The sequence below is a fragment of the Citrobacter sp. wls710 genome, from assembly GCF_005281115.1.
Classification (GTDB): domain Bacteria; phylum Pseudomonadota; class Gammaproteobacteria; order Enterobacterales; family Enterobacteriaceae; genus Citrobacter; species Citrobacter werkmanii.
Map to the genome: position 1 here is coordinate 32,871 of NZ_SZXD01000021.1, position 23,679 is coordinate 56,549.

23 protein-coding genes and 1 pseudogene are annotated in these 23,679 nt (G+C 51.4%); 8 read left to right on the top strand and 16 right to left on the bottom strand.

From position 1 onward, the window contains the following. Positions 1-13: 13 nt before the first annotated feature. Genes sdhA through sdhC form a run of 3 tightly spaced genes read right to left on the bottom strand, consistent with a single transcriptional unit; the run spans position 14 to position 2,525 of the window. Complete coding sequence (gene sdhA, locus FDX14_RS06400) at positions 14-1,780, bottom strand: succinate dehydrogenase flavoprotein subunit (RefSeq protein WP_038638885.1); 1,767 nt, start codon at positions 1,778-1,780, stop codon at positions 14-16. Further along, positions 1,780-2,127 carry a succinate dehydrogenase membrane anchor subunit gene (gene sdhD / locus FDX14_RS06405; protein ID WP_005122550.1) on the bottom strand — a complete coding sequence of 116 codons (348 nt, stop codon included), beginning with the start codon at positions 2,125-2,127 and terminating at the stop codon, positions 1,780-1,782. The genes sdhA and sdhD overlap by 1 nt, the downstream gene beginning before the upstream one ends. Then, positions 2,121-2,525 carry a succinate dehydrogenase cytochrome b556 subunit gene (gene sdhC, locus FDX14_RS06410; protein ID WP_042309715.1) on the bottom strand — a complete coding sequence of 135 codons (405 nt, stop codon included), beginning with the start codon at positions 2,523-2,525 and terminating at the stop codon, positions 2,121-2,123. Before sdhC ends, sdhD begins: the two co-directional genes overlap by 7 nt. 383 nt (positions 2,526-2,908) lie before the next feature. On the opposite strand from sdhC, the pseudogene FDX14_RS25285 reads away from it, so the two are divergent. The 6 genes and pseudogenes from FDX14_RS25285 to FDX14_RS06435 all read left to right on the top strand — a co-directional run bounded on the left by FDX14_RS25285 (position 2,909) and on the right by FDX14_RS06435 (position 8,420). Further along, positions 2,909-3,019, top strand: a pseudogene (locus FDX14_RS25285) (hypothetical protein). A gap of 203 nt (positions 3,020-3,222) precedes the next feature. Further along, on the top strand, positions 3,223-4,506 hold the full coding sequence (locus FDX14_RS06415) for a citrate synthase (RefSeq protein ID WP_006685463.1): 1,284 nt from the start codon (positions 3,223-3,225) through the stop codon (positions 4,504-4,506). Between the two features lie 228 nt (positions 4,507-4,734). Further along, entirely contained in the window at positions 4,735-6,468 is a 1,734-nt protein-coding gene (tssD, locus tag FDX14_RS06420) for a type VI secretion system tube protein TssD (RefSeq protein WP_137349217.1), read from the top strand. Between the two features lie 11 nt (positions 6,469-6,479). Beyond that, positions 6,480-6,758 (top strand): bacteriocin immunity protein, encoded by a 279-nt coding sequence (locus tag FDX14_RS06425; protein WP_137349218.1) that lies wholly within the window; start codon positions 6,480-6,482, stop codon positions 6,756-6,758. A gap of 76 nt (positions 6,759-6,834) precedes the next feature. Beyond that, positions 6,835-7,239 carry a DUF2251 domain-containing protein gene (locus FDX14_RS06430; RefSeq protein WP_137349219.1) on the top strand — a complete coding sequence of 135 codons (405 nt, stop codon included), beginning with the start codon at positions 6,835-6,837 and terminating at the stop codon, positions 7,237-7,239. Between the two features lie 131 nt (positions 7,240-7,370). Beyond that, a complete protein-coding gene (locus FDX14_RS06435) occupies positions 7,371-8,420 on the top strand; it encodes an AbrB family transcriptional regulator (RefSeq protein WP_042309717.1) in 1,050 nt (349 codons plus the stop codon). Positions 8,421-8,427: 7 nt separating this feature from the next. Here FDX14_RS06435 and FDX14_RS06440 read toward each other — a convergent pair whose 3' ends face one another. The 4 genes from FDX14_RS06440 to FDX14_RS06455 form a co-directional block, all read right to left on the bottom strand. Continuing rightward, positions 8,428-9,216 carry an oligogalacturonate-specific porin KdgM family protein gene (locus tag FDX14_RS06440; protein ID WP_042309719.1) on the bottom strand — a complete coding sequence of 263 codons (789 nt, stop codon included), beginning with the start codon at positions 9,214-9,216 and terminating at the stop codon, positions 8,428-8,430. 80 nt (positions 9,217-9,296) lie between these two features. Next, a complete protein-coding gene (locus tag FDX14_RS06445; RefSeq protein WP_061381682.1) occupies positions 9,297-10,487 on the bottom strand; it encodes a glycoside hydrolase family 88 protein in 1,191 nt (396 codons plus the stop codon). A gap of 21 nt (positions 10,488-10,508) precedes the next feature. Then, positions 10,509-11,774: an oligosaccharide MFS transporter gene (locus FDX14_RS06450; RefSeq protein ID WP_137349220.1), complete on the bottom strand. Its 1,266-nt coding sequence runs from the start codon at positions 11,772-11,774 to the stop codon at positions 10,509-10,511. Between the two features lie 24 nt (positions 11,775-11,798). Continuing rightward, on the bottom strand, positions 11,799-13,580 hold the full coding sequence (locus tag FDX14_RS06455) for a DUF2264 domain-containing protein (protein ID WP_170973578.1): 1,782 nt from the start codon (positions 13,578-13,580) through the stop codon (positions 11,799-11,801). Between the two features lie 191 nt (positions 13,581-13,771). Here FDX14_RS06455 and FDX14_RS06460 point away from each other — a divergent pair, with 191 nt between their 5' ends. Continuing rightward, positions 13,772-14,620 carry an AraC family transcriptional regulator gene (locus FDX14_RS06460; RefSeq protein WP_061381679.1) on the top strand — a complete coding sequence of 283 codons (849 nt, stop codon included), beginning with the start codon at positions 13,772-13,774 and terminating at the stop codon, positions 14,618-14,620. 2 nt (positions 14,621-14,622) lie between these two features. Here the strand turns inward: FDX14_RS06460 and nei are convergent, their stop codons facing one another. From nei to ybgI, 8 genes are read right to left on the bottom strand one after another with little or no spacing between them, the layout of a single operon-like run. Next, positions 14,623-15,414 (bottom strand): endonuclease VIII, encoded by a 792-nt coding sequence (gene nei, locus FDX14_RS06465; protein ID WP_061381678.1) that lies wholly within the window; start codon positions 15,412-15,414, stop codon positions 14,623-14,625. 14 nt (positions 15,415-15,428) lie between these two features. Further along, positions 15,429-16,073: a pyroglutamyl-peptidase I gene (gene pcp, locus FDX14_RS06470; protein ID WP_042309730.1), complete on the bottom strand. Its 645-nt coding sequence runs from the start codon at positions 16,071-16,073 to the stop codon at positions 15,429-15,431. A gap of 9 nt (positions 16,074-16,082) precedes the next feature. After that, positions 16,083-17,078, bottom strand: a complete 996-nt coding sequence (locus FDX14_RS06475; RefSeq protein ID WP_042309733.1) for a DUF979 domain-containing protein — start codon at positions 17,076-17,078, stop codon at positions 16,083-16,085. Next, the gene (locus tag FDX14_RS06480; RefSeq protein WP_061381677.1) at positions 17,075-17,797 is read right to left on the bottom strand and encodes a DUF969 domain-containing protein; all 723 of its coding nucleotides are present in this window, start codon (positions 17,795-17,797) and stop codon (positions 17,075-17,077) included. Before FDX14_RS06480 ends, FDX14_RS06475 begins: the two co-directional genes overlap by 4 nt. A gap of 52 nt (positions 17,798-17,849) precedes the next feature. After that, positions 17,850-18,584 carry a 5-oxoprolinase subunit PxpA gene (gene pxpA, locus FDX14_RS06485; RefSeq protein ID WP_042309735.1) on the bottom strand — a complete coding sequence of 245 codons (735 nt, stop codon included), beginning with the start codon at positions 18,582-18,584 and terminating at the stop codon, positions 17,850-17,852. Beyond that, positions 18,574-19,506, bottom strand: a complete 933-nt coding sequence (gene pxpC, locus FDX14_RS06490) for a 5-oxoprolinase subunit PxpC (RefSeq protein ID WP_038638865.1) — start codon at positions 19,504-19,506, stop codon at positions 18,574-18,576. The genes pxpA and pxpC overlap by 11 nt, the downstream gene beginning before the upstream one ends. Continuing rightward, the gene (gene pxpB / locus FDX14_RS06495; protein ID WP_061381675.1) at positions 19,500-20,156 is read right to left on the bottom strand and encodes a 5-oxoprolinase subunit PxpB; all 657 of its coding nucleotides are present in this window, start codon (positions 20,154-20,156) and stop codon (positions 19,500-19,502) included. Before pxpB ends, pxpC begins: the two co-directional genes overlap by 7 nt. 19 nt (positions 20,157-20,175) lie before the next feature. Continuing rightward, positions 20,176-20,919 (bottom strand): radiation resistance protein YbgI, encoded by a 744-nt coding sequence (ybgI, locus tag FDX14_RS06500; protein ID WP_016152273.1) that lies wholly within the window; start codon positions 20,917-20,919, stop codon positions 20,176-20,178. 289 nt (positions 20,920-21,208) lie between these two features. Here ybgI and dtpD point away from each other — a divergent pair, with 289 nt between their 5' ends. After that, a complete protein-coding gene (dtpD, locus tag FDX14_RS06505; protein WP_137349222.1) occupies positions 21,209-22,690 on the top strand; it encodes a dipeptide permease DtpD in 1,482 nt (493 codons plus the stop codon). A gap of 50 nt (positions 22,691-22,740) precedes the next feature. On the opposite strand, the gene FDX14_RS06510 is transcribed toward dtpD, so the two are convergent. Next, a complete protein-coding gene (locus tag FDX14_RS06510; protein WP_137349223.1) occupies positions 22,741-23,643 on the bottom strand; it encodes an Rpn family recombination-promoting nuclease/putative transposase in 903 nt (300 codons plus the stop codon). Positions 23,644-23,679 lie beyond the last annotated feature (36 nt).

A 23,679-nucleotide genomic window follows, 5' to 3' on the forward strand; every position in this document is an offset into this window, starting at 1 on the left:
TCCTGTCTCCGCATTAATAAGTACGAATCTTCGGCGGGAATGCCGGGCGCAGCTTCGGTTCCATATTGACTTGACGTCGCGTCATGGTTTCCGACTCTGGCAGGTACAGGGAATGGCACAGCCAGTTTTCATCATCACGTTCCGGGAAGTCGAAGCGGCTATGCGCGCCACGGCTTTCGGTACGGAAGTTTGCAGAGACTGCGGTGGCGTAAGCGGTTTCCATCAGGTTATCCAGCTCCAGACACTCAACGCGCTGGGTGTTAAATTCACTGGAGGTATCATCCAGACGGGCGTTTTTCAGACGCTCGCGAATCGCTTTCAGCTCTTCCAGTCCTTTCGCCATCGCATCGCCTTCGCGGAAGACCGAGAAGTTATGCTGCATACATTCCTGCAGCGCTTTGCGAATGGCTACCGGATCTTCGCCGTTACGGTTGCCGTTCCAGCGATTCAGACGAGCCAGAGAAGCATCGATCTCGTCTTCCGTCGCATCCAGCAGGTCGCCCTGTTCCGCGATAGATTCCTGCAGATGCAGACCCACCGCACGACCAAAGACCACCAGATCCAGCAGCGAGTTGCCGCCCAGACGGTTGGCGCCGTGAACCGATACGCAGGCGATTTCGCCTACCGCAAACAGCCCCGGAATCACCACATCTTCGCCCTGCTCGTTCACGGTCAACGCCTGGCCGGTTACTTTGGTCGGGATACCGCCCATCATATAGTGACAGGTAGGAATTACCGGGATCGGCTCTTTCACCGGGTCAACGTGGGCAAAGGTACGAGACAGTTCGAGAATACCCGGCAGCCGGGACTCCAGCACTTCTTTACCCAGATGATCGAGTTTCAGCTTGGCGTGCGGACCCCATGGGCCGTCGCAGCCGCGGCCTTCACGGATTTCGATCATGATGGAACGCGCCACCACGTCACGACCCGCCAGGTCTTTAGCATTCGGGGCATAACGCTCCATGAAGCGCTCGCCGTGTTTGTTCAGCAGGTAGCCGCCTTCACCACGACAACCTTCTGTGACCAGCACGCCCGCGCCAGCGATACCGGTCGGGTGGAACTGCCACATTTCCATATCCTGCACCGGCACGCCAGCGCGGATAGCCATACCTACACCGTCACCGGTGTTGATGTGGGCGTTAGTGGTTGATTGATAAATACGACCTGCGCCACCCGTCGCCAGTACGGTGGCACGAGCTTTAAAGTAAACGACTTCACCGGTTTCAATACACAGTGCGGTACAACCGACAATCGCGCCATCAGCATTCTTCACCAGGTCCAGTGCATACCACTCAGAGAAGATGGTGGTGTGGTTTTTCAGGTTCTGCTGATACAGGGTGTGCAGTAGCGCGTGGCCGGTACGGTCTGCCGCTGCTGCGGTACGTGCCGCCTGCTCGCCGCCGAAGTTCTTCGACTGACCGCCAAACGGACGTTGATAAATGGTGCCATTATCGAGACGAGAGAACGGCAGGCCCATATGGTCCAGCTCCAGAATCGCTTCCGGGCCAGTTTTACACATATATTCAATTGCGTCCTGGTCACCAATGTAGTCCGACCCTTTGACGGTGTCGTACATGTGCCATTCCCAGTTATCTTCATGGGTATTACCGAGCGCCACGGTGATGCCACCCTGCGCAGATACGGTATGGGAACGGGTTGGAAACACTTTGGAGAGCAGCGCACAGGTCTGTCCGCTCTGGGAAATTTGCAGCGCCGCGCGCATACCTGCGCCACCGGCACCAATCACAACAGCATCAAATTCTCTGACTGGCAGTTTCATTACACACCCCACACCACAACAAATCCATAAATGACGTAAACCACCAGCGCAACGACGATAGCCAGTTGCAGAATCAGGCGTACAGCCAGAGGTTTAACGTAGTCGGTCAACACCTGCCACATGCCAATCCAGGCATGAATCAAGATGGAAAAAAGTGCCAGCAGAGTGAAGACTTTGGTGAATGCCGATGAGAAAAAACCGGTCCAGACTTCAAAGGTCAACTCGCCGCTGGTGGCGAAGAAGCCGACCATATAGATGATGTATAACGTCAGAACGATAGCGGTAGCACGGACCAGAATGAAGTCATGTACGCCGTTGCGTCCTAATGCGGAGGCGTTGCTTACCATACGAGGACTCCTGCGAGAAGTGAAAGCACGACAATGATAACGAAACAAATTTTGGCGGAGCGTGTCCCTGCTTCGAGGGTTTCTTCGATATAGCCAAAATCCATCAACAGATGGCGAATGCCCATTACGGCGTGATAGGCCAGCGCAATCAGGATCCCCCACATGATTAACTCCACGAAGAAGTTATTCATAATGGATGACGCCGTGAGGAAACCTTCAGGGGAGGAGAGGCTGGTACCCAATAACCACAACAGAATCCCGACCGCCACGAAGGTGATCACTCCGGATACGCGATGGAGAATGGACGCTATCGCCGTGATTGGGAACCGGATCGTTTGCAGATCCAGATTGACAGGTCTTTGTTTTTTCACATTTCTTATCATGAATAACGCCCACATGCTGTTCTTATTATTCCCTTTGGACTTCGGGCACAGAAGATGCAGACTTCTGTAGTCTGAAAGACGCCGGGATTTCCTTCCTCCGGTCTGCTTGCGGGTCAGACAGCGTCCTTACTATAACTACGCGTCATATAAAACACTGCTTCCAGTTGCTAAAACGACACGTTACAACGCTGGTTGGCTCGGGATTGCAGGGTATTCCGGAGACCTGGCGGCAGTATAGGACGTTCACAAAATCATTACAATTAACCTACATATAGTTTGTCGGGTTTTATCCCGAACAGTGACATAGGTCACGATAACAACATTATTTTAATTTTTAATCATCTGATTTGACAATCATTAAACAAAGTTGTTACAAACGACACCAGAAAAAGCATATAATGCGTAAAAGTTATGGGGTCACTCTTTCACCGGAGATTTAGTTATGTAACAGTGTGGAAGTATTGACCAATACCTTCAGGACAGTTATTAGTGATAGACAGGTTAAATAATTCGGATTGCTAAGTTGTTGATTTGTTACTATTTCACCATGAGTTAACTGATTTACCTGCAAGCGCCCATTGCTCTGTACCCTGGTTTTCGCCTCTATCGCAGAGCGGCGAGCCGAATAAAAAACTGGTAACGGTTGATTGATGTATCGAAAACAAGTCTGACTTCCGCAGTCTTAAGTAATAAGGCGCTAAGGAGACCGTAAATGGCTGATACTAAAGCAAAAATCACTCTAAATGGTGACGCTGCTATTGAACTGGATGTGCTGAAAGGTACGCTCGGTCAAGATGTTATTGATATTCGTAGCCTTGGCTCAAAGGGGATGTTTACTTTTGACCCAGGTTTCACCTCTACCGCATCCTGCGAATCCAAAATTACGTTCATCGATGGTGATGAAGGCATTTTGCTGCATCGCGGCTTCCCGATTGACCAGTTGGCGACCGAGTCCAACTATCTGGAAGTGTGTTATATCCTGCTGTACGGCGAAAAACCGACGCAGGAGGAGTACGACGAGTTCAAAACCACGGTCACTCGCCATACCATGATTCACGAGCAGATCACGCGTCTGTTCCACGGTTTCCGCCGCGACTCTCACCCGATGGCCGTTATGTGCGGTGTCACCGGGGCGCTGGCTGCGTTCTATCACGATTCTCTGGACGTAAATAATGCGCGTCACCGTGAAATCGCCGCCTTCCGCCTGCTGTCCAAAATGCCGACCATGGCAGCGATGTGCTACAAATACTCCATCGGCCAGCCGTTCGTTTACCCGCGCAATGATCTCTCCTACGCCGGTAACTTCCTGAACATGATGTTCTCCACGCCGTGCGAAAAATACGAAGTCAATCCAATCCTGGAACGCGCCATGGACCGTATCCTGATCCTGCACGCTGACCACGAACAGAACGCCTCAACTTCTACCGTGCGTACCGCAGGCTCTTCAGGTGCTAACCCGTTTGCCTGCATCGCGGCAGGTATTGCTTCCCTGTGGGGACCGGCACACGGCGGCGCCAACGAAGCTGCGCTGAAAATGCTGGAAGAAATCAGCTCGGTTAAACACATTCCGGAATTTGTTCGCCGCGCGAAAGACAAGAATGATTCTTTCCGCCTGATGGGCTTTGGTCACCGTGTTTACAAAAACTATGACCCGCGCGCCACCGTGATGCGTGAAACCTGCCATGAAGTGCTGAAAGAGCTGGGCACCAAAGATGATCTGCTGGAAGTGGCAATGGAGCTTGAGCACATTGCGCTCAACGACCCGTACTTCATCGAGAAGAAACTCTACCCGAACGTAGACTTCTACTCTGGCATCATTCTGAAAGCGATGGGCATTCCGTCCTCCATGTTCACCGTGATCTTCGCCATGGCGCGTACCGTTGGCTGGATTGCACACTGGAATGAAATGCACACTGACGGCATGAAAATCGCCCGTCCTCGTCAGCTGTATACCGGCTACGACAAGCGCGATTTTAAGTCTGATATTAAGCGTTAATTGTTCAGGCCACCGGGCAATTCCGGTGGCTTTTTTCAGTTCCCGTCCTGTTCATTGCATTCACCTCTTCAATATTACTTTCTCTCGCTTACTCGCCCTTTAATATATTTAATCGAGCGTAATCTCTACCCTATTTAATACAGCATTAATTGCCAATACATTATTTGATTTTTAAACTCATTAACTATTTAATCCAGCGTCATAAAACACAGCGCTGGATTAAATGGTATGGGCGACCTTATTTATCTGAAGATAACAGGTGAGCGACAAGGCAATATCTCTTCTGGTTGTGGTACAGACGCATCGACAGGAAATCGCCGGCAGGAAAACCATCCTGATGAGATTTTTGCTTTTTCTCTCTCTAACGGATTAGTTAATACGGGTTCTGGTATTAATACCCGGACACTAAGATTTGAAAAATTAATTGATAAAAGCACACCACTATTTATTAACGCCATCAATAATAATGAACATCTGTTTATTGAAATTGATTTATGGCGAATAAACAGATTCGGCAGATGGGAACGCTACTATTATATTCAATTAAGAAATGCTTCGGTAAAAAGCATACAAACCTATGTGGCCCTAAACGCGCTGGATACCGAAGAAATTGCGGTGTCGTATGACTATATTCTTTGCAAGCATCTGATTGCCAATACGGAGTTTGACTACCTGGCGTTACCTGCCGAGTACAATCGTTTGTTTATACCACCCCGCAATCAGCCGGTTAGTTCGATAATACCCGTTGCGAACCGCCCTTCCCCCCCAGCACCACTCATTCCTGCAGTCACACCGGTCTATGCCAAATCTTGTCTGAAAGAGAAAGGCTGTACAGACGCCGGGAGCCGTGAAGAATCGGCTGAAAACTTCGGTCAGATGGCGGTTTTCGCACAATCTTCCGTTGATGATTGTTGCGGATATACACAACCCGCAGAAGCCTCGGCCGCACTGCCGATCTTAGGTGGGCTGACGCAGGTGTGGGGCGAGTGGTCACTCGGTGGCATGCTCAGCGCCGCACGCGGCGTTCCTTATATCGGAGCGTTGGCTTCCGCGCTGTATATTCCGTCTGCGGGTACGGGCAGCGCACGCGTTCCCGGACGTGATGAGTTCTGGTATGAGGAAGAACTGCGGAAAAAGGCGCTGGTAGGTGGCACAGCCACAACCCGGGTTCGTTTTTTCTGGGGAACCGACATTCACGGTAAGTCGCAAGTCTACGGCGTGCATACCGGCGAAGGTACTCCGTATGAAAACGTGCGCGTCGCGAATATGCTATGGAATGATGAACACCATCGCTATGAATTTACGCCTGCCCACGATGTAGACGGACCGTTAATCACATGGACGCCAGAAAATCCTGCGACGGGTGATGTCCCTAAACATACTGGAAGCGATGTTCCACCGCTGGATCAGCCAACCATTCTGGTAACACCCATCCCGGATGGCAAAAATGAGTACACCACGCCACCGTTCCTTGTGCCGGATGTCGCCGATTTTAACGATTATATTCTGGTCTTTCCGGCCGATTCAGGTATTCAGCCGATATATGTATACCTGAAAACAGCCCGAGACGAACCCGGTACAGCAACCGGCCACGGTGAAATTTTATCCGGAAATAATCGTTGGCTTGAGGCCGCCAGTTCGGGGCTGGGAGCGCCGATACCGGCACAGGTCGCAGATAAGCTGCGAGGAAGAACGTTTCGCAACTTTGACCATTTCAGAGAAGAATTCTGGCTTGCGGTGGCAGAATGCCCTGAGCTAATCTCACAGTTTAAAGAACGAAATCAAATAGAAATTCGTCTCGGAAATGCTCCATTTAGCATTCCTACTGAACATGTTGGAAGGAGAAAAAGATTCGAAATTCACCATCTTGATTTTATCATTAATGGTGGCGAAGTCTTTGATATGGATAACATGAGAATTAATACTGTGAAAAATCATATTAAAAATCACTCTAATAAGTAAAGAGGTTACACATGCAACTAAAACAACGTCTTGAAGACTACACCGAATCCGAATTCTTAGACTTCCTAAATGAATTCTCTGCAAACCCGCGCTACCAGGGAAAAATGGATCGTGAATCTTACATCGACTCATTAGTCGATCATTTCGATAAAATCGTGGACCATCCAGAAGGCAATGGATTGATTTTTTATCCCCCGGATGACAGGGAAGACAGCCCACAAGGCGTCATTGATGAAATCAAAAGATGGCGTAAGTCCCAGGGACGTCCATCATTTAAAGAATCAACCTAAAAATTTTCAAATCAAACACTCGAATTATCAGTGTAATTCATATAACAACGAATGTTTATACATGCGGAAAATTAAAATGACGATCACGGTTACGGTTCAAGCTCGACTTATTGTCGGTGAAGCGCAGGTAATAGAAAGTTTGGCCCCAGAAGGTTCATACATGGCTGTATTTGAAGATGATGGTCAAACCGGATATTTCTATGCACTTGATGAATCTACTGACGGAAATCCTATCAAAGATGTACTACACATTTACAACGCAGAAGACGTGTCAGATGGACATATCCCATCGGATGTGAAGATCGGTTGGTCAGAAGACAATAAGAAATGTGTGTTGCTGATAAATGGTTACCCACACGGTGTCTTTGATTTTGAATCTAAAAATGGATACTGCCGGAGCGGTTTTCCACCTACAATCAGTAAGGAATGGTCTGTCTTCGGACATGCCTGGAATGATGCTGTCGACGATTTTTTCAGATAACAGGCATAAAGCGTTATTTACTGGAACACCGGTTTAGCCCGTTTTTATTGATACCTGATATTTTTTTCAGCGGACTTTTTCTCTATGCTGTATCAATACGTTAAACGCAGCATATAACTCAGGAGCATGGGATGCCTGTTTTGCAGTGGAGCCTGCTATTTCTGCTATCACTCCTTCTTTCCCTGTTCTTTCTGTTGATCCATCTTCCAGGCGCATTGCTGCTCGGCTCGATGATTGTCGGTATCATTTTCAGTATGCGCGGGATCTCTCTGCACCCTCCCCGCTGCACATTTCTTGCCGCTCAGGCCATTCTCGGCTGCATGATTGCACAAAACCTCACAGGATCCATTTTAACGACACTTGCGGCACACTGGCCGATGGTGATTGTCATCCTGCTGACAACCCTTATTAGCAGCGCGGTAATCGGCTGGTTACTGGTTCGCTACAGCAATCTACCGGGTAACACAGGCGCGTGGGGCTCATCACCGGGAGGGGCAGCCGCGATGGTTGCTATGGCGCAGGATTATGGCGCTGATATCCGCCTGGTAGCGTTTATGCAGTACTTGCGCGTACTGCTGGTAGTTGGCGCTGCCGCTTTAGTGACCCGACTTGTAATGGGCGATCAGGCGCAAACGGTCAATCAGCAAATCGTCTGGTTTCCGCCGCTGAGTGTTAATCTGTTGAGCACCATACTGCTGGCCGCTGTTGCCGGTACAGCCGGGCGCTTACTGCGTATCCCCTCTGGCGTGATGTTGCTGCCCATGCTGGCGGGTGCATTGCTGAACGCGGGCGGCATGATGGTCATTGAACTACCGGAATGGTTACTGGCGATAGCGTATATGGCGATTGGCTGGCAAATCGGTCTTGGCTTTGACAAACAGATCTTTTTTATGGCGCTGCGCCCCCTGCCGCAAATATTGATGTCCATTTTTTCACTGATGGCGATTTGTGCCGCTATGGCCTGGGGTCTGGCGCATTACATGCAAATCGACTTTCTCACCGCCTATCTGGCGACCAGCCCTGGCGGAGTGGATTCCGTCGCGGTAATTGCCGCAGGCAGCCACGCCGATATGGCGCTGATCATGGCGATGCAAACCCTGCGGCTGTTCAGTATTTTATTGACCGGTCCGGCGGTGGCGCGTTTTATTTCAGCGCATGCGCCAAAAAACTCATCATCGTAAGCCGGGATTAGTTTAAATTATATTTAAACCCTACCCTTATTTGATATTCATTTTTTGTATCATCGCCATCTTGATATTTATCAAGATAACCTAATTCAAAAAATGGATAAAACCGCGGCGTAGTATGAAAGTTAAAGACAAAGTTATGCTGCAGGGTATGATTCTTGCCATTGGCATATTCAAACTTGTCGCCATGCGTTTTGCTATAATACGTTGGATTATATTGAACCCAGAAGTTTGGCGTAAAATACTTGGTTAAATAAATATCGACGCGATGTTCTGAAGAGTCATCCCAGTCACCTTGCAGTGTTTCGCTGTCATGATTTTGATGGTTATAACGGTAGCGTAATACGGCGCCCAGCGTTGGGTCAAAATGATAGCCAATGCCTATATAAGGATCGACGCGTGAGCCCGCGGACTCCCAGTGAAAGACTACGCCGGGTTCAAGCCAGAAGTCACTATCGCCCAATACAAAAGGCTTGTTAAATTCAGCTTCCTGATAGCTACTTTTCCACTGATCCATATTTTTACCAAGATCGGCATCAGTTTCAAAACTCCAGTACATACTTTTAAAAATACTGTCTGAATCCTGTACTACACCGGTTAACATCAATCGCTGTAAAAAGCCTTTGCTGGCAGTTCGATACTGCGTACGTGGCGCAAAATATACAGTAGTAAATGGCGTTGATTTTACCAGAGAGACAGGAGTTGCATTATTTTCCGCGGCCATAACGCCAGTTGCAGGCATGACCAGTGTAGCCATTAATATGGCTGTATTAATATTATTACTTTTCATTATATTTTCCTCGCCGTACAGAGATAAAGTCCCCCCCTGCTAAATCAATAGCCTGATTATTTAACTGGGGGAGCAGAATATTACCAGTAACTATTCCAGCAGGATATTGCGCGGGTCATCGCCTCCATCAGGAAATAATCCCCCCACGTGCAGCACTCATCCACACCGACGTTACCTTTAAAATAATAAACAGAGTGTTTTAATAATCCTTCGCCGGCTTTATGCGACGTATTCAGATAATCATCAAGCATTCGCGCAATCATCCGTAATGCCAGCACTTCATAGCTTTCACGATCCGGGTGGGTTGCCGGTAACTGTTTTACCAGCTCCAGCAACGCGCAGGCGAGAATCGCGCTGGCGGAACTATCCCTTTTACTATTGGGATCGGTAAGCGCAAGATCCCAATAGCAGACAAGATCTTCCGGCAGACGATTAATAAAGTAGTTTGCCAGCGTCTGGCTCAGTTCCAGTAGTCGCTCATCTCCGGTATAGAGATAATTCAGCAAAAAGCCATAAACACCCCATGCCTGCCCTCGCGACCAGCAGGAGTCATCGGAAAAACCCTGATGCGTATTGCCAAACCGCGGTTCACCGGTGTGAACATCCATATAATATGTATGGAACGTCGAACCGTCCTCGCGCACAATATAACGTCGCGCCTGCTCAATATGATTTTTCGCCGCCTCTGCATAACGAGGATCGCCAGTGCTGGCGCTTGCCTGATACAACAACGGCAAATTCATATTGCAGTCTATAATCATCCTGCCCTGCTGCTCCGGATTATCCAGTTCGCCCCACGCCTGAATAATGCCGCATTTCTCGTGATAGCGCTCCATCAGCACTTCTGCCGCCTGCTGCGCGATATAAATCGCCTCGCGATTGCCGGTCAGTTTATTAGCCGCTATACAGGATAGGCTGTACAGAAAACCCAGATCGTGGTGATTGGTATGGTCCCGTCGGGCAATACGCTCACCAAAAGAACGGACATGTTGTTCAGCCAACGTGCGATACGCATCATTACGCGTCCATTCCCATGCCAGCCACAGCTGACCAGTCCAGAAACTGGTAGTCCATTCCTGATTATCAATAATTGGGTAGCGACCGTTTTCACATGCCGCATCGGGATAACGCAGGTCAAAATAATCGCGGTTACGATCGACAGCAGATAAAATTACCGGTAAAGCGCGGCGAATCTTCTGCGCAATAGCAGCGCGTTCGCCGCTTCGCAGGACAACAGGAACGATCGGTTCTTTACGGATAGTTACAGACATAATTCTCTCGTTTTCTTCATTTTAATGGGTGGCTTCTTGCCCATGGACAGGGGCTGTAATGGTTTTTTTGTGTTGATAGCAAGTAGAAAGCGTGATGGCGGAGATCCCGGTAAATACCAGAGCTATCACGCCCATAATCAGATAGGTATGCTCAAAACCAATTTTTTGGTAGGCGTAGCCGGCAGGTGGTGCCACGACAATAGAACCGACATAAATCATGGCCTGATAGCCCAGTAGGTACATCGTGGCGTTAACGCGTTTATCGAAATGCTCGGCAATGTATTTGAAGACCGACACCAGAATCAGGGCGATTTCAATCCCATACAACGGCTTCACCAGACAGATAATCAACGGATCGTTAGTTAATCCGGAGATAATCAAACGCAGGCTAATCACAAGACCGGTCAGGATCATCCCCTGCTTAGCGCCAATGCGGTTAATAATGGCGGGTACCAGCATCATGCCGAAAAACTCTGCGGCTGACTGCGCGGTACTCATGTAGCCAAACATGGCGTTGCCTTCTTCTTTCGTGCTAAAGAAGGTGACGAAATAGCGAGAGAACTGCTGTTCGGCAATAAACATCATCCATGCCACTCCGGCGATATACAGCGCAAAGGTCCAGAATTTTTTATTGCGCAGCAGCTCGAAAACATCGCCAATGACAATCTTCTCTTTCGACAGAACGTCATTCTCTTCCAGGCCAAAGTGATCAACTTTCAGCGTCAGCAGAACCGCAAACATGCACAGCGCGGAAACGCTACTGATAACAAAGTTGATTTTGGGCGAGATATTGTAGAGATACCCAGAGAATGAAGACGCCGTTGCCCACCCCAGCGCCGCCCACATGCGGATCCGGCCAAATTCCATCGCGTACAGACGACTGAAACGGTCAACATAGGACTCTTCCGCCGCCACGCCCGCATACCAGCCAAGGCTGAAAAATAGCGCACCGACGATCATCCCGCTGATAAAATGCGTTTGTAATAGCGGCAAATAACACCAGATAAAAAATGGCGCCATCAGGGCCGAAACAAGACAGACAAAATAGAGCAAATGTTTTTTCATGCCCATTTTATCCATGATGTAACCGTAAACAGGTTTGATAACTACCGCAAAAACACCGTTTACGGCAAACACCGTGCCGATCTCCACACCATCCAACCCGGCTTTATCTCCCAGCCAGATAGCGTACAGGCCAAAACTGGCCGCCCAGGTAAAGGTAAACAGGAATACGAACAGGCTCAGTTTGATGTAAGCCGAGCGCGTCGACTGAACAGGGTTAGTCATTATTTTTCTCCGCACATGCGTCAGTTATATGATTTCCAGCGTTTTCACACCCAGCGTCAGCACCTGATTTTCACGGTCGAACGCCATTGCCGCCGCAAACGGCAGCGATAAAAGCGATGTGGCGTTGACAGCGCAGGCCAGCCAGTGTGTACCCGGCGTAAGCGTGCTACGAAGACAGGGGATCTCCCCCGGTGAGGCATACAGAATGTTGCTGTTGGGTGGCGTTGTGACGACCTCCGGTTGACGCTCAGCCAACAGATCGGTTATCTGGCATATGCCGGAGCTGGCACGAAGCGTGACCCCATGCGATGCAGTTTGGGTATCGATGAGTTGATGGCGGTTAAGCGCGAATCCCCCCTCGACACAGTCAAGCAGGCGCGTGGTTTCAACGCGATGGATGCGAATATGTCCCTGTTGAAACGGGACGAGCCAGGTCGTGACGACGACGTTTGACCACGGGAGCCATCGGCTTCGGATCAACGCATCCGTCATTTCAACAGAATCGCACTCACGGCGTCCACGCCAGTAGTTATCCTGTTCGCTGAACATCAGCATCGAATCACAGGCAGCATGGTTCAGACCATAATGACCGCGCTCCAGGGTAAAACCAAAGTGGCTGGAGTAAGCAAATTTGCCGTATTTGGCATCGAAATTGACAAAGTTATTGCGGTCATACTGGCCCGACATCAGCATCCAGGCGTGTCGGTTTTCATCATCATGAACGATAAATTGTCCCGCTTCCTTTATCGGATGAATCGGCTCAGGTTCAGGCAACGGGGCCGACTCGGCCTGCCAGAACGCGCTCTGTTCCGGCAGTGCTAAAATCAGCAACGCCTTACATGCCCACCAGGGCGAACATGGACTGTTGTAATCTTCGGTCATCACCAGGTTCGGGTAGGTATATCCCAGCGTAAATAAACCATCCGGGCCAATGAAAGGCTGCGCGAACCACCAGTCGAGGTGGCGCAAAATCACGCCTTTGACGATAGGGATCGTAAAAACATCCAGTTCCGTCCAGACGACGGCGCTCCAGAACGCAACCTGAACAAAGCGATAGGTCAGACTGCGGCCAAACGGAATCGCATCGCCCTCACAGGTAAAGTAGTAGATGTAATCTTTGGCAAACTGACGCGCCCGCTGACGGTAGCGCAGGCACCGTTCAGGGTCGGCGTCCTGCATAAGATGGCTATACAGCAAACTATAAAAATGAAACCCGCTGGAGATATAGTAATCGCGCGGTTTGCCTGCACCATCTGAGTACCAGCCATTACCCAACCAGAAAGGTTCAATCGCATTCAGATGCTTATCAATAACCATCATGTCGTAGTGGCGTCCGACACATTTAAGACCGACCTGCACCAATACCGGGAAGAAGTGCCAGTTATTATCCGGGATTTGGATATCAGCACTTTGCCGTAACCAGCGCTCCAGATTGTCCTGCTCATCGGTTGTTAAGGCGTCCCATAACCCGGTATTCGGCAGAGCCAATGCAACGCCGAAGGCGGCCATTTCCACGCAGCGCTGATCGTTATCAACCAGATTGCCCCAATAATTTGGATGTTCGGGGTCACAGCCATGACGAATACCGCAAATAAAAGCCTCACGATACTCACTCGCATCTCCCCCACTTAACAACGGTGAAAGGATCCACAATAGACGCGCAAACCCCTCCATGCCGGCAATATCCATTGGATATTGTGCAGACGTTTCGCCCACGTCCAAACGCGTGTTATCACGGTAGAGATGAGGAATGGCTGATGCCAACCATTGCCGCGCCTTTTCTGCATACTCTTGCCTTGCTCGCATAATGAAACCTCGTTTCATTTGATGAAGTATTGGGCGCATAATAAGGATTTGGGCTGACATACAAATGTGATAATTGTCGTATTTCCACACAACGCTAGTGATGAAGAACAACATTCACCTGCATTTTGCGGAGAAAATTCGATTACAGTGATAAAAACTTAAGTTTATTCACATTACCAGGCGAGACATAAATGCAGCGGACTGAAGACAGTAGCTATCTTGAGCACATAAGCCTCAACGACAAGTCGATTTACTTTAATCGGATGAAGGATATGCCAGCCAACTACTATCACTGGCACCAGTGCGTGGAGATATTATCGGTTTCTCAGGGAGTAGGCATCGCGCTTATGGAGCACCAACAATACACCGTCAAACCCGGGCGTATTTTTATTTTCCCGCCGGGTAAGCTGCATAAAGTGTTTGTCGAACAGGATGATCGTAATATTTATCATCGTACTACGCTGCACTTTAACGGCCCACAGATTGAGCAGTACCTGCGGGATTTTCCTCGCCAGCAGATGCTGCTGCGCCAACTGTGCGGCAGGGGAGAGAAAGCGCGAGTATTTGACGTAGGCGATGTTCAGCCAGTCATTGAAACCTTGCTGAGCCGTTTTGAAGAGCAAAGCAAAGACCAGACTTTTAGCATCAGTGACAGCGCATTTCTGGTGATGCAGCTCATTAGCCTGCTGCCACATCAGGCGCAGGCCACGGGACAAAATACATTTTCGGTCAGCATTATCCGCTGGATTGAAACTCACTTTCACCAGCGCTGCTCGCTGGAAGATATCGCCAGCGAGATGGGTTGCTCGCGGGGCCATGCCTCCCGCCGTTTTCACGAAGAGACCGGCGGTACCATTCAGGAATACCTGATGATGCGCCGTATCCGTCAGGCCTGCGAACTGCTGTTACATACCAACGGCTCGGTACGCGATATTGCCGCACAGGTTGGTTTCTCCGAATATGCCTGGTTTATTACCTGCTTTCGCAAAAACATGGGCAAAACGCCGCTGCAATATCGTAAAACATATGCTTCGGTATAGATCTACGTCTGACATCCGGGACACCAGTAAAAGGGTCTCGAGGAAAGTGTCGTTTTCTCGATGATGCCGCCACAGCGCTCACAGGCTTCGCCGTCCCGGTGAAAGACCTTAAAGCGAAACAGCGCGCCGTGGTGCTTATTGTCATCGACCTGGCCGCGAGTGTTATACGACAGGCGAGGAATATCAAGCAGCGCTTGCGCCAGCGCATCCAACTGTTCATCGCTAAGCTGTGACGCTTTATGCTGACCGGTCAACCCCACCTGCCAGAGAATTTCTACCCGCAGATAGTTACCTAATCCCGCCAAAAACGCTTGATCTAACAACAGACCGGAAAACTGGCGATTGCGAAAACGGGGTGACAGCAGACGCGTTTTTACCTCTGCGGGCGTTAAACGCAAATCCAGCACGTCCGGTCCCACCCGTTGCAGAAATGGATGGGTGGTGAGCTGCTCTGGTGTCAGCATTTCGATGTCAGACGCGCTATACAGCAGGATAGTTTTATCCTCGGTTTGCATCCTGACGCGCAGCACCCGCGTGGTTTGCGGCATGTTGCCGGTATCGACCACTCGCCACACGCCGTAAAGCTGATTGTGGCTATACAGCGTCAGACCATTGGAAAAATGGGTCAGCAAGGCTTTACCCCGCGTTTCAAGCTGGGTAACACTCTGCCCGATGAGTTGGGATTGATACGGTTTTAACTGCTCAAAGGCAAACCAGACATCCGTCAGGGGTTTGCCTTTGACTGCCGCCTCCAGGGTATCCGCCGCACGGCGGATCTCCGGGCCTTCAGGCATAATACTGTCCTTTGTTAATGTGTTGCACCGCCCGTCATGGCGATATCGCTATCCACCTGCAATGCGGTGGCAATCGCGACCTCCAGCGCCCGACGTACTGTTTCCGCCGCCATACTTGGCGCTCCGGGGTGCTGCGCGGCCTGTTGTGGCAGATAAGGAATATGAATAAAACCGCCCTTCACTGCCGGCACGTCGCGTAATTTATGCAGCAGGCCATACATCACGTGGTTACACACGAAGGTGCCCGCCGTCTGAGAAACCGAGGCCGGAATTCCCGCGTTGCGCATGGAGACAACCATCGCTTTGATCGGCAATGTGCTAAACCACGCCGCAGGGCCATCGGCCACAATCGGTACATCAATCGGCTGTTGCCCCTGATTATCCGCAATACGCGCATCGTCAACGTTGATCGCCACGCGTTCCACGGTGATATCCGATCGACCACCCGCTTGCCCTACTGCCAGCACCAGCGATGGCGACAATGCGTCAATTGCAGCATTGAGTACGGCGAGAGACTCGCCAAAGACGCACGGCAACTGGCGGGCAACGACGCGGCATCCATCGATGATAGCATTGTCGAGGCCCGAGACCACTTCCCAGGAAGGGTTAACTGACTCGCCGCCAAAGGGTTCAAATCCCGTGATGAGTACTGTTTTCATCCTTCCTCCTTACAGGAACATCAGGAAATACATCAGAAAAACGTTAACCAACAGTAGCAGTATGCCCGTCGGCACCTGCGCTTTAATCACCGCGTTTTTGTCTGGTAGCTCCAGCAGCGCCGCAGGCACAATATTGAAGTTCGCCGCCATTGGCGTCATCAACGTTCCGCAATACCCCGAGAACATACCAATCGCCGCCATCACCGCTGGGTTACCACCGTGTTGCAATACGAGGATCGGAATACCAATCCCAGCGGTCACAATCGGGAAAGCGGCAAACGCATTGCCCATCACCATCGTCAACAAGGCCATACCAATGGTGTACACCGCCACCGCGATAAAGCGGCTATCCACCGCCAGGTATTCTTGCGTCAGCCAGGATATACCGCTGCCGACACCCGCCGCAGTGAACAACAGTCCAAGAGTAGCCAGAATCTGCGGCAGGATGAATGCCCACCCGATGGAGTCCAGCAGTCGGCGTGCTTCCTGAATCGGCTGATGCACCCGCTCATGGGTCATTTTTATCGCCATCGCCAGACCAATCAACGAGCCTGCGGTCATAGAGAAAAGCGTCACCAATGTGGCGTGATTACCCGGTCCAAACAGCGCATCCTGTAAGCCCGGAATATGGTTGAACATGAGTACACCGATAACGGTCACCACCGGGATCGCCAGCGCCGGGAAAAACAAGCGGTTACCCAACCTACTGGCGCTTTCTTCACGCTGTTGCGGCGTTCGCTGATGGTAGCTTCCCAGCTTTACGCCGCCGAAACCGGCGATCAGGGCCAGTATGACCACCGCGACGCCGACGGCAATATGCACCGCGCGTTTATCGCCAAACAGCGAGTATGTCCAGTCGCCAAGCAGAAAGAGAACGCCGTACAGGCCCCAAAACAGACCGGTGGTTAAGCGACGCGGGTTAGCTTTATCCCGCCAGGACATCAGCGCCACAATCAGTAAAACCGCACCTGCCAGCCAGTAGAGATAGCTTTGCTGAAAATTCATTTTGCTTCTCCCTGTGCTGCGGCATTCGCTTTCGCCACTTCACGCTGCAAATAGCTGTCCAGCCGCCACAGACGCGTGCCGTGGATCAGGAAGGCGCATATTGCCGTCGGGATCCCCCACAGGGCAATATGCAGCGGTTCGGTCTGGATCCCGCCAGACTCCAGCATAAAGTTGTGCATGAATATGATCGCACCGAAGGCAACAAAGATATCTTCACCGAAAAACAGCCCAACGTTATCGGTCGCGGCAGACATGGCGCGCAGACGATAACGAACCGCCCCCGGTATCTCACCGTGGTTTTTCTCGGCGGCCCCTTCTGCCATTGGCGCCAGCAGCGGACGCACCATCTGCGGATGTCCCCCCAGGCTGGTCAGCCCTAAAGCCGCGGTAGCCTCACGAATAAACAGATAGACAATAAGCAGACGGCCGCTGGTGGCACTGCGGATTTTGGCAATCCACGCCTGAGCGCGCTCTTTGAGTCCGTGACGCTCCAACAGGCCAATAACCGCCAGTGGGATCAGCAGGATAAACGGCAGGTTGCGGGTGTTGAGAAATCCCTCACCCAGCTTTTCCAGAATGGTAGCGATTGGCATATGCGCCGCCAGTCCGGTGACGATCCCGGCAATAATGACCACCAATACCGGGTTAAAACGTAAAAGAAATCCGACCACAATGACGGCGATCCCCGTCAATGGCCAGAGAGAAACAGCCTCTCCCATAATTCAGTCCCTTATGTTGTTGTGTGATATATTATTGTTTTGTATGAAAAATTTATGCGCTAATTTGAATATTGCATGCTTCGAATGCACTGCGCAAGCGACGGGCAAAAGCGAGTGCGTGCTCGCCATCCCCATGAATGCATACCGTCTGGGCCGTCACGTTCGCCCATGTTCCGCTCTGACTTTTTACTCTACCGGATTGCACCATTTCTAGCGTTTGCGCCAGCGCCTGCTCTTCATCCTCTATCAATGCGCCAGGCTGGCTACGCGGAACCAGACTGCCGTCAGCCTGATAACCCCGATCGGCAAAAACCTCCTGACGCGTCACCAGGCCATAATGTTCCCCGGCGCGAATCAGTTCGCTTCCCGCCAGCCCCACCAGAACCAGCGAGGGATCGCAGGCATGCACCGCTTTCGCAATCGCATCCGCCAACTGTGGATCTTTTGCCGCCTGGTTATAAAGCATGCCGTGGGGTTTCACATGGCGCATCACGCCACCCTGCGCATGCGTAATGGCTGCCAGCGCGCCAATTTGATACAGCGTTTGCGCATACACCGTTTCCACTGGCAGAGTCATGGCGCTACGGCCAAAATTCTCCCGATCCGGAAAGCTCGGATGTGCACCTACCGCCACACCATTTTTTAGCGCTTCACGCACGCTTGAAAGCATGGTTTGCGCATCACCAGCATGAAACCCACAGGCGATATTAGCTGACGAAACCAGTTGCAGCAGCGCTGCATCGTTAGCACAGCCCTCGCCGAGGTCTGCGTTGAGATCAATTTTCATTGTTAAGTCGCCATGTTAACTGTTGCAGATAACGCTGCTGATCATGGCGCGCCTTAAGCGCTTCCTCCAGCGAACACTGCACAAAATGAATCGGCTGGCCGAGCGGGATCTGCGCCAGATGATACATATCCGCCTCGATGATGCAGGCGATGCGCGGATAGCCGCCCGTCGTCTGGGCATCATTCATCAGCACGATCGGTTGACCATTATGCGGAACCTGCACCACGCCGGGGAGTAAGCCATGCGACAGCAACTCGCGATCGGTCATACGCGTCAACGGCTGCCCCTGCAGGCGATACCCCATCCGGTTACTTTGCGGACTAAGTTGCCACGGCGAACGCCAGAAAGACGCCTGCGAGACCTCGTCAAATTCCTGATACTCAGGCCCGGGCAGCGCACGAATGTGGTTTCCCCACATCAGCTGTTTTACCCCCTGCGGCCCACTAAATTGCCGGGTAGATGCTCCAATCGCCAGCCGATCGCCATCGCGCAGCAGACGCCCTTCCAGCCCGCCAATGCCAACTTTAAGATCGGTGCTACGCGACCCCATCACTTCAGGCACATCAAATCCGCCCGCTACAGCCAGATAACTACGCATACCATGATGTGGACGTTTTAGCGTCAAGCGCTGTCCTGCTTTCACCGGCAGCCGCCACCCGCTCCACACAGGAGCACGATCCAGATGCGCTTCGCATCCAGCGCCGGTCAGCGCAAACCAACCATCGGCTTCAAATTCCACGACCAGTTGCCCCAGCGTGATTTCCAGCGCAGCGGCATTCGCATCATTTCCCACCAGCAGGTTAGCAACGTTCAGCGCTGGTTTATCCAGCGCACCGCAGTGACTGATGCCGGATTGACGAAAATTGTGGCGTCCGCCGTCCTGGACCGAGGTATACATGCCCGCGCGAATGATGTTTAACATACCCCCTCCTTCTGCGGAACAAAACGCACGGTATCCCCAGCGCGTAACAGGATCGGCTCTTCTCGTTTTGGATCAAATAGCGACACCGAGGTACGCCCAATCAATTGCCATCCGCCGGGCGTGGCAAGCGGATAGACCCCCGTTTGCGATCCACCGATACCTACAGAACCTGCCGGAACAAGCAGACGCGGCTCTGCCCGTCTTGGGGTATGCAGTTGTTCAGGTAAGCTCCCGAGATAGGGGAACCCTGGCTGAAAACCAATAAACCACACCACATAGTCGACTGACGCATGAAGTTCGACGACCTGCTTGTCGCTTAATCCACTGTGCCGGGCGACCGCTGCCAGATCCGGACCAAACTCACCGCCATAAGTGACGGGGATTTCAATAAAACGCGAATCCGGTTCCAGCGCTTCGCTCTCTTCCCACCAGCGCTGCAGGCGTTCAATCGCATCCAGCGCCAGCGTTTGCGGGTCGCGCAAGATCACCGTGATATTGTTCATTCCCGGAATAGCTTCACGCACATTCGGGGCATCAGCCAAACGCTGGGCCAGACGCCAGATACGTTTCTGAGACGCCAGCGTAATGGGCGGCTCCAGTTCAAGCACTACCGCAGTCTCACCTAACAGATAACAACGCGCTCGCTGCACTTTCGTCCCTCTTTATTAATTACGCTGGGTTAGGAATATCGATAAACGTGACATCCAGATCGGTGTTTTCATTCAGCCATTCACTTAATGCGCGAATCCCGCCGCGTTCGGTTGCATGGTGACCGGCAGCATAAAAATGCAGCCCTTGTTCGCGGGCTGAGTGAATGGTTTGCTCTGAGACTTCCCCGGTAATAAAGGCATCGACGCCAAACCGGGCTGCGCTATCAATGAAGCTTTGACCGCCCCCCGTACACCACGCGACGCGTTGCACCTTTTCCGGCCCGGTATCACCGCACCATAAAGGTTTACGGCCCAGACGCGCCTCAATCCACGACGCCAGCTCCAGCCCCGGAACCGGCATAGAGAGTTCACCCCACGGCACCAGCGGCTCAATTTCCCCCATCACGGTAATACCCAACAGCGCGGCAAGCTGCGCGTTATTACCTAGTTCCGGGTGGGCATCCAGCGGCAGATGCCAGCCATACAGGTTGATATCATTTTCCAACAGCGTTTTCAGACGATGGCGCTTCATGCCGCGAATCACCGGAGATTCGCCTTTCCAGAAATAACCGTGATGAACGATGACCGCATCCGCCTGCAGGCGCACCGCCTCGTCCAGCAGCGCCTGGCTTGCGGTCACGCCTGTCACGATTTTATGCACCGTCTCTTTGCCCTCAACCTGCAAACCGTTCGGCGCATAGTCGCTAATGGCGGCGCTGTTCAGTTTGTCATTGATCAGTTGTTCCAGTTCGGTGTTTTTCATCATCGTCCTCGTTGTCATAAATTCTGCCTGCCCAATCAGCAACACAGCTTAGGTTAAAATAGCGTCCTCGCCTGCGTTCGTCGATAGTCATTTCACTGACACATTAAGAAACAATCACACCGCTGTAGAACGCAATTTGCATACCACCACGCGATCTAATTCATGTATATTTATGCAATCAGACAGCATATTGCAAAAATAATCAGATCTGTATCAAAGTTACAACTTTAAGGAAACACGCTCGCACAGCACATCCAGCCTGTTGTGAGACATTTACTTCGAGAAAACAATGAATAAACAAGCATCTCAACCGCGGGCGATTTATTACGTTGTCGCGCTACAAATTTGGGAATATTTCAGTTTTTACGGTATGCGTGCGCTGCTGATTCTGTATCTCACTAGCCAGCTTAAGTACGACGATAATCACGCCTATGAACTGTTCAGCGCCTACTGCTCGCTGGTCTATGTCACCCCCATTCTCGGTGGGTATCTGGCGGATAAAGTGCTCGGCAACCGGATGGCGGTGATGATCGGCGCATTTTTGATGGCGGTGGGGCATCTGGTGTTGGGCGCCAGCGAAATGGCCCCGGCATTCCTTTATTTATCGCTGGCGATTATCGTCTGTGGCTACGGTCTGTTTAAATCCAACGTCAGTTGTCTGCTGGGTGAGCTGTACCAGCCTGAAGATCCGCGTCGCGACGGTGGGTTCTCTCTGCTCTATGCTGCCGGAAATATTGGTTCAATCATTGCCCCGATAGCCTGCGGCTATGTGCAGGAAGAGTACAGCTGGGCGATGGGCTTTGCGCTGGCCGCTATCGGCATGCTGGCGGGGCTGGTGATTTTCTTATGTGGCAATCGCCATTTCGCCCATACCACCGGCGTCAACAAGGCCGTCCTGTGTGCGAAAAAATATATGCTGCCAAACTGGGCCTGGCTGTTAGTCCTGCTGGTTGCCGCCCCACTGCTGATTACTGTCTTGTTCTGGAAAGAGTGGTCCGTGTACGCCCTGATCGTTGCCACTGTCATTGGTCTGGCGGTTCTGGCGAAGATTTATCGCCAGGCGCAAACGCAGAAACAGCGCAAAGAACTGGGGCTTATCGTAACGCTGACCTTCTTTAGCATGCTGTTCTGGGCCTTTGCTCAACAGGGCGGCAGCTCAATCAGCCTGTATATCGACCGCTTTGTTAATCGCGACATTCTGGGGTATTCCGTACCCACCGCGATGTTCCAGTCGGTTAACGCCTTTGCGGTTATGCTGTGCGGTATCGTGCTGGCCTGGGTGGTCAAAGAGAGCGTAAGCGGTAATCGCACCGTACGCATCTGGGGTAAATTCGCCCTTGGTCTCGGTTTAATGAGCGCCGGTTTTTGTATTCTGACCTTAAGCGCCCGCTGGTCCGCCGCTTACGGCCACTCTTCCATGCCGCTGATGGTATTGGGGCTGGCGGTCATGGGTTTTGCCGAACTGTTTATCGACCCGGTGGCAATGTCACAAATTACGCGCATCGAGATCCCCGGTGTAACCGGTGTATTAACCGGCATTTATATGCTGCTTTCCGGCGCAATCGCCAACTACCTGGCTGGGGTGATCGCCGACCAGACGTCGCAAGGGTCGTTTGACGCTGCCGGAGCCATCAACTATTCCATCAATGCCTACATCGACGTCTTTAGCGAAATTACCTGGGGCGCACTGGCCTGTGTGGTACTGGTGCTGCTGATTTGGCTGTACCAGTCGCTGAAATTCAGAAACCGTGCGTTAGCGGTAGAGTCCTGAGTGTACAGGCCCGATGATGTGATAAGATTCGGGCCTGTTTTTTCAGGTAATTATGCATGAATTGTTGCGAGTTCCTCTTCAGTAAGACCTGTAACCAGTAGCACCATTGTGCGATCTATACCTTGTTCCAGCATGGTTTGCGCTATACGTAATGCGGCTTCTTGTTTACCCTGCTGTAACCCTTCCTGTAATCCATCTAACCGTAACCGCTCTGCAATAGTCATCAGCCTCTCCTTATGTTGGGGGATCCGTTGCGCTATCTCCTGCATAAATTCATTAAAACGAGATTCGTCGCCAGATTGTAGGATGTAATTAAACATCGCCTGTAATTGCGTGTCATTAGCGCATCCAGTAAGTAGCAGCGTGGCCAGTTGCTCTACCAGCCCCAGCAAATCCCGCTGACGGATATGTTTTTGCATTAATTCCAGCAGCGCCATTCGTCTGTGAGCCATGATCTCATCATCGGGTACCACCGTTATGTCTACCAACGGAAATGCGCTGGAATAAAGCTGTCTTGCCGCCACGGGGTCGGCAAAGGCATCCAGCCAGCACAATGAGTACGGATAGGGGCTTCGGCAGCCATGATAAAAGAGCATCGGTATCACTAGTGGCAGTTCCTTATGCCCTGCGTCCAGATGGCGCTGCATCGCCGCCATCGCATAACGCAACAGACGAAAAGCCATATGCGGCTCGGCTGAACTTTGATGCTCTATCACCACATAGACATAACCGTCACCGTTGCGTGTGTGCAAAGACCAGAGCACGTCGGAGTAGCGCGAACGTAAATCCGCTTCAATAAAGCTTTCTGACTCCAGCTTCAGCGAATTCAAATCGCAAAGCGTCCGCAGTTCAGCTGGCAGGTGAATGTCGAGAAAATCCCGCGCGGTTTCGGGATGATGTAAAAACGTTTTAAACACCGCATCATGCGGTGTGGAGGTTGTTGGCATTGTCATCAAGTTCCATCACCTGAATGAAGATGACGGAACTTT

Coding starts and splice junctions, on each gene's coding strand:
- sdhA (WP_038638885.1), bottom strand. CDS start 1,780: ATGAAACTGCCAGTCAGAGAATTTGATGCTGTTGTGATTGGTGCCGGT.
- sdhD (WP_005122550.1), bottom strand. CDS start 2,127: ATGGTAAGCAACGCCTCCGCATTAGGACGCAACGGCGTACATGACTTC.
- sdhC (WP_042309715.1), bottom strand. CDS start 2,525: ATGTGGGCGTTATTCATGATAAGAAATGTGAAAAAACAAAGACCTGTC.
- FDX14_RS06415 (WP_006685463.1), top strand. CDS start 3,223: ATGGCTGATACTAAAGCAAAAATCACTCTAAATGGTGACGCTGCTATT.
- tssD (WP_137349217.1), top strand. CDS start 4,735: ATGGGCGACCTTATTTATCTGAAGATAACAGGTGAGCGACAAGGCAAT.
- FDX14_RS06425 (WP_137349218.1), top strand. CDS start 6,480: ATGCAACTAAAACAACGTCTTGAAGACTACACCGAATCCGAATTCTTA.
- FDX14_RS06430 (WP_137349219.1), top strand. CDS start 6,835: ATGACGATCACGGTTACGGTTCAAGCTCGACTTATTGTCGGTGAAGCG.
- FDX14_RS06435 (WP_042309717.1), top strand. CDS start 7,371: ATGCCTGTTTTGCAGTGGAGCCTGCTATTTCTGCTATCACTCCTTCTT.
- FDX14_RS06440 (WP_042309719.1), bottom strand. CDS start 9,216: ATGAAAAGTAATAATATTAATACAGCCATATTAATGGCTACACTGGTC.
- FDX14_RS06445 (WP_061381682.1), bottom strand. CDS start 10,487: ATGTCTGTAACTATCCGTAAAGAACCGATCGTTCCTGTTGTCCTGCGA.
- FDX14_RS06450 (WP_137349220.1), bottom strand. CDS start 11,774: ATGACTAACCCTGTTCAGTCGACGCGCTCGGCTTACATCAAACTGAGC.
- FDX14_RS06455 (WP_170973578.1), bottom strand. CDS start 13,580: ATGCGAGCAAGGCAAGAGTATGCAGAAAAGGCGCGGCAATGGTTGGCA.
- FDX14_RS06460 (WP_061381679.1), top strand. CDS start 13,772: ATGCAGCGGACTGAAGACAGTAGCTATCTTGAGCACATAAGCCTCAAC.
- nei (WP_061381678.1), bottom strand. CDS start 15,414: ATGCCTGAAGGCCCGGAGATCCGCCGTGCGGCGGATACCCTGGAGGCG.
- pcp (WP_042309730.1), bottom strand. CDS start 16,073: ATGAAAACAGTACTCATCACGGGATTTGAACCCTTTGGCGGCGAGTCA.
- FDX14_RS06475 (WP_042309733.1), bottom strand. CDS start 17,078: ATGAATTTTCAGCAAAGCTATCTCTACTGGCTGGCAGGTGCGGTTTTA.
- FDX14_RS06480 (WP_061381677.1), bottom strand. CDS start 17,797: ATGGGAGAGGCTGTTTCTCTCTGGCCATTGACGGGGATCGCCGTCATT.
- pxpA (WP_042309735.1), bottom strand. CDS start 18,584: ATGAAAATTGATCTCAACGCAGACCTCGGCGAGGGCTGTGCTAACGAT.
- pxpC (WP_038638865.1), bottom strand. CDS start 19,506: ATGTTAAACATCATTCGCGCGGGCATGTATACCTCGGTCCAGGACGGC.
- ybgI (WP_016152273.1), bottom strand. CDS start 20,919: ATGAAAAACACCGAACTGGAACAACTGATCAATGACAAACTGAACAGC.
- dtpD (WP_137349222.1), top strand. CDS start 21,209: ATGAATAAACAAGCATCTCAACCGCGGGCGATTTATTACGTTGTCGCG.
- FDX14_RS06510 (WP_137349223.1), bottom strand. CDS start 23,643: ATGACAATGCCAACAACCTCCACACCGCATGATGCGGTGTTTAAAACG.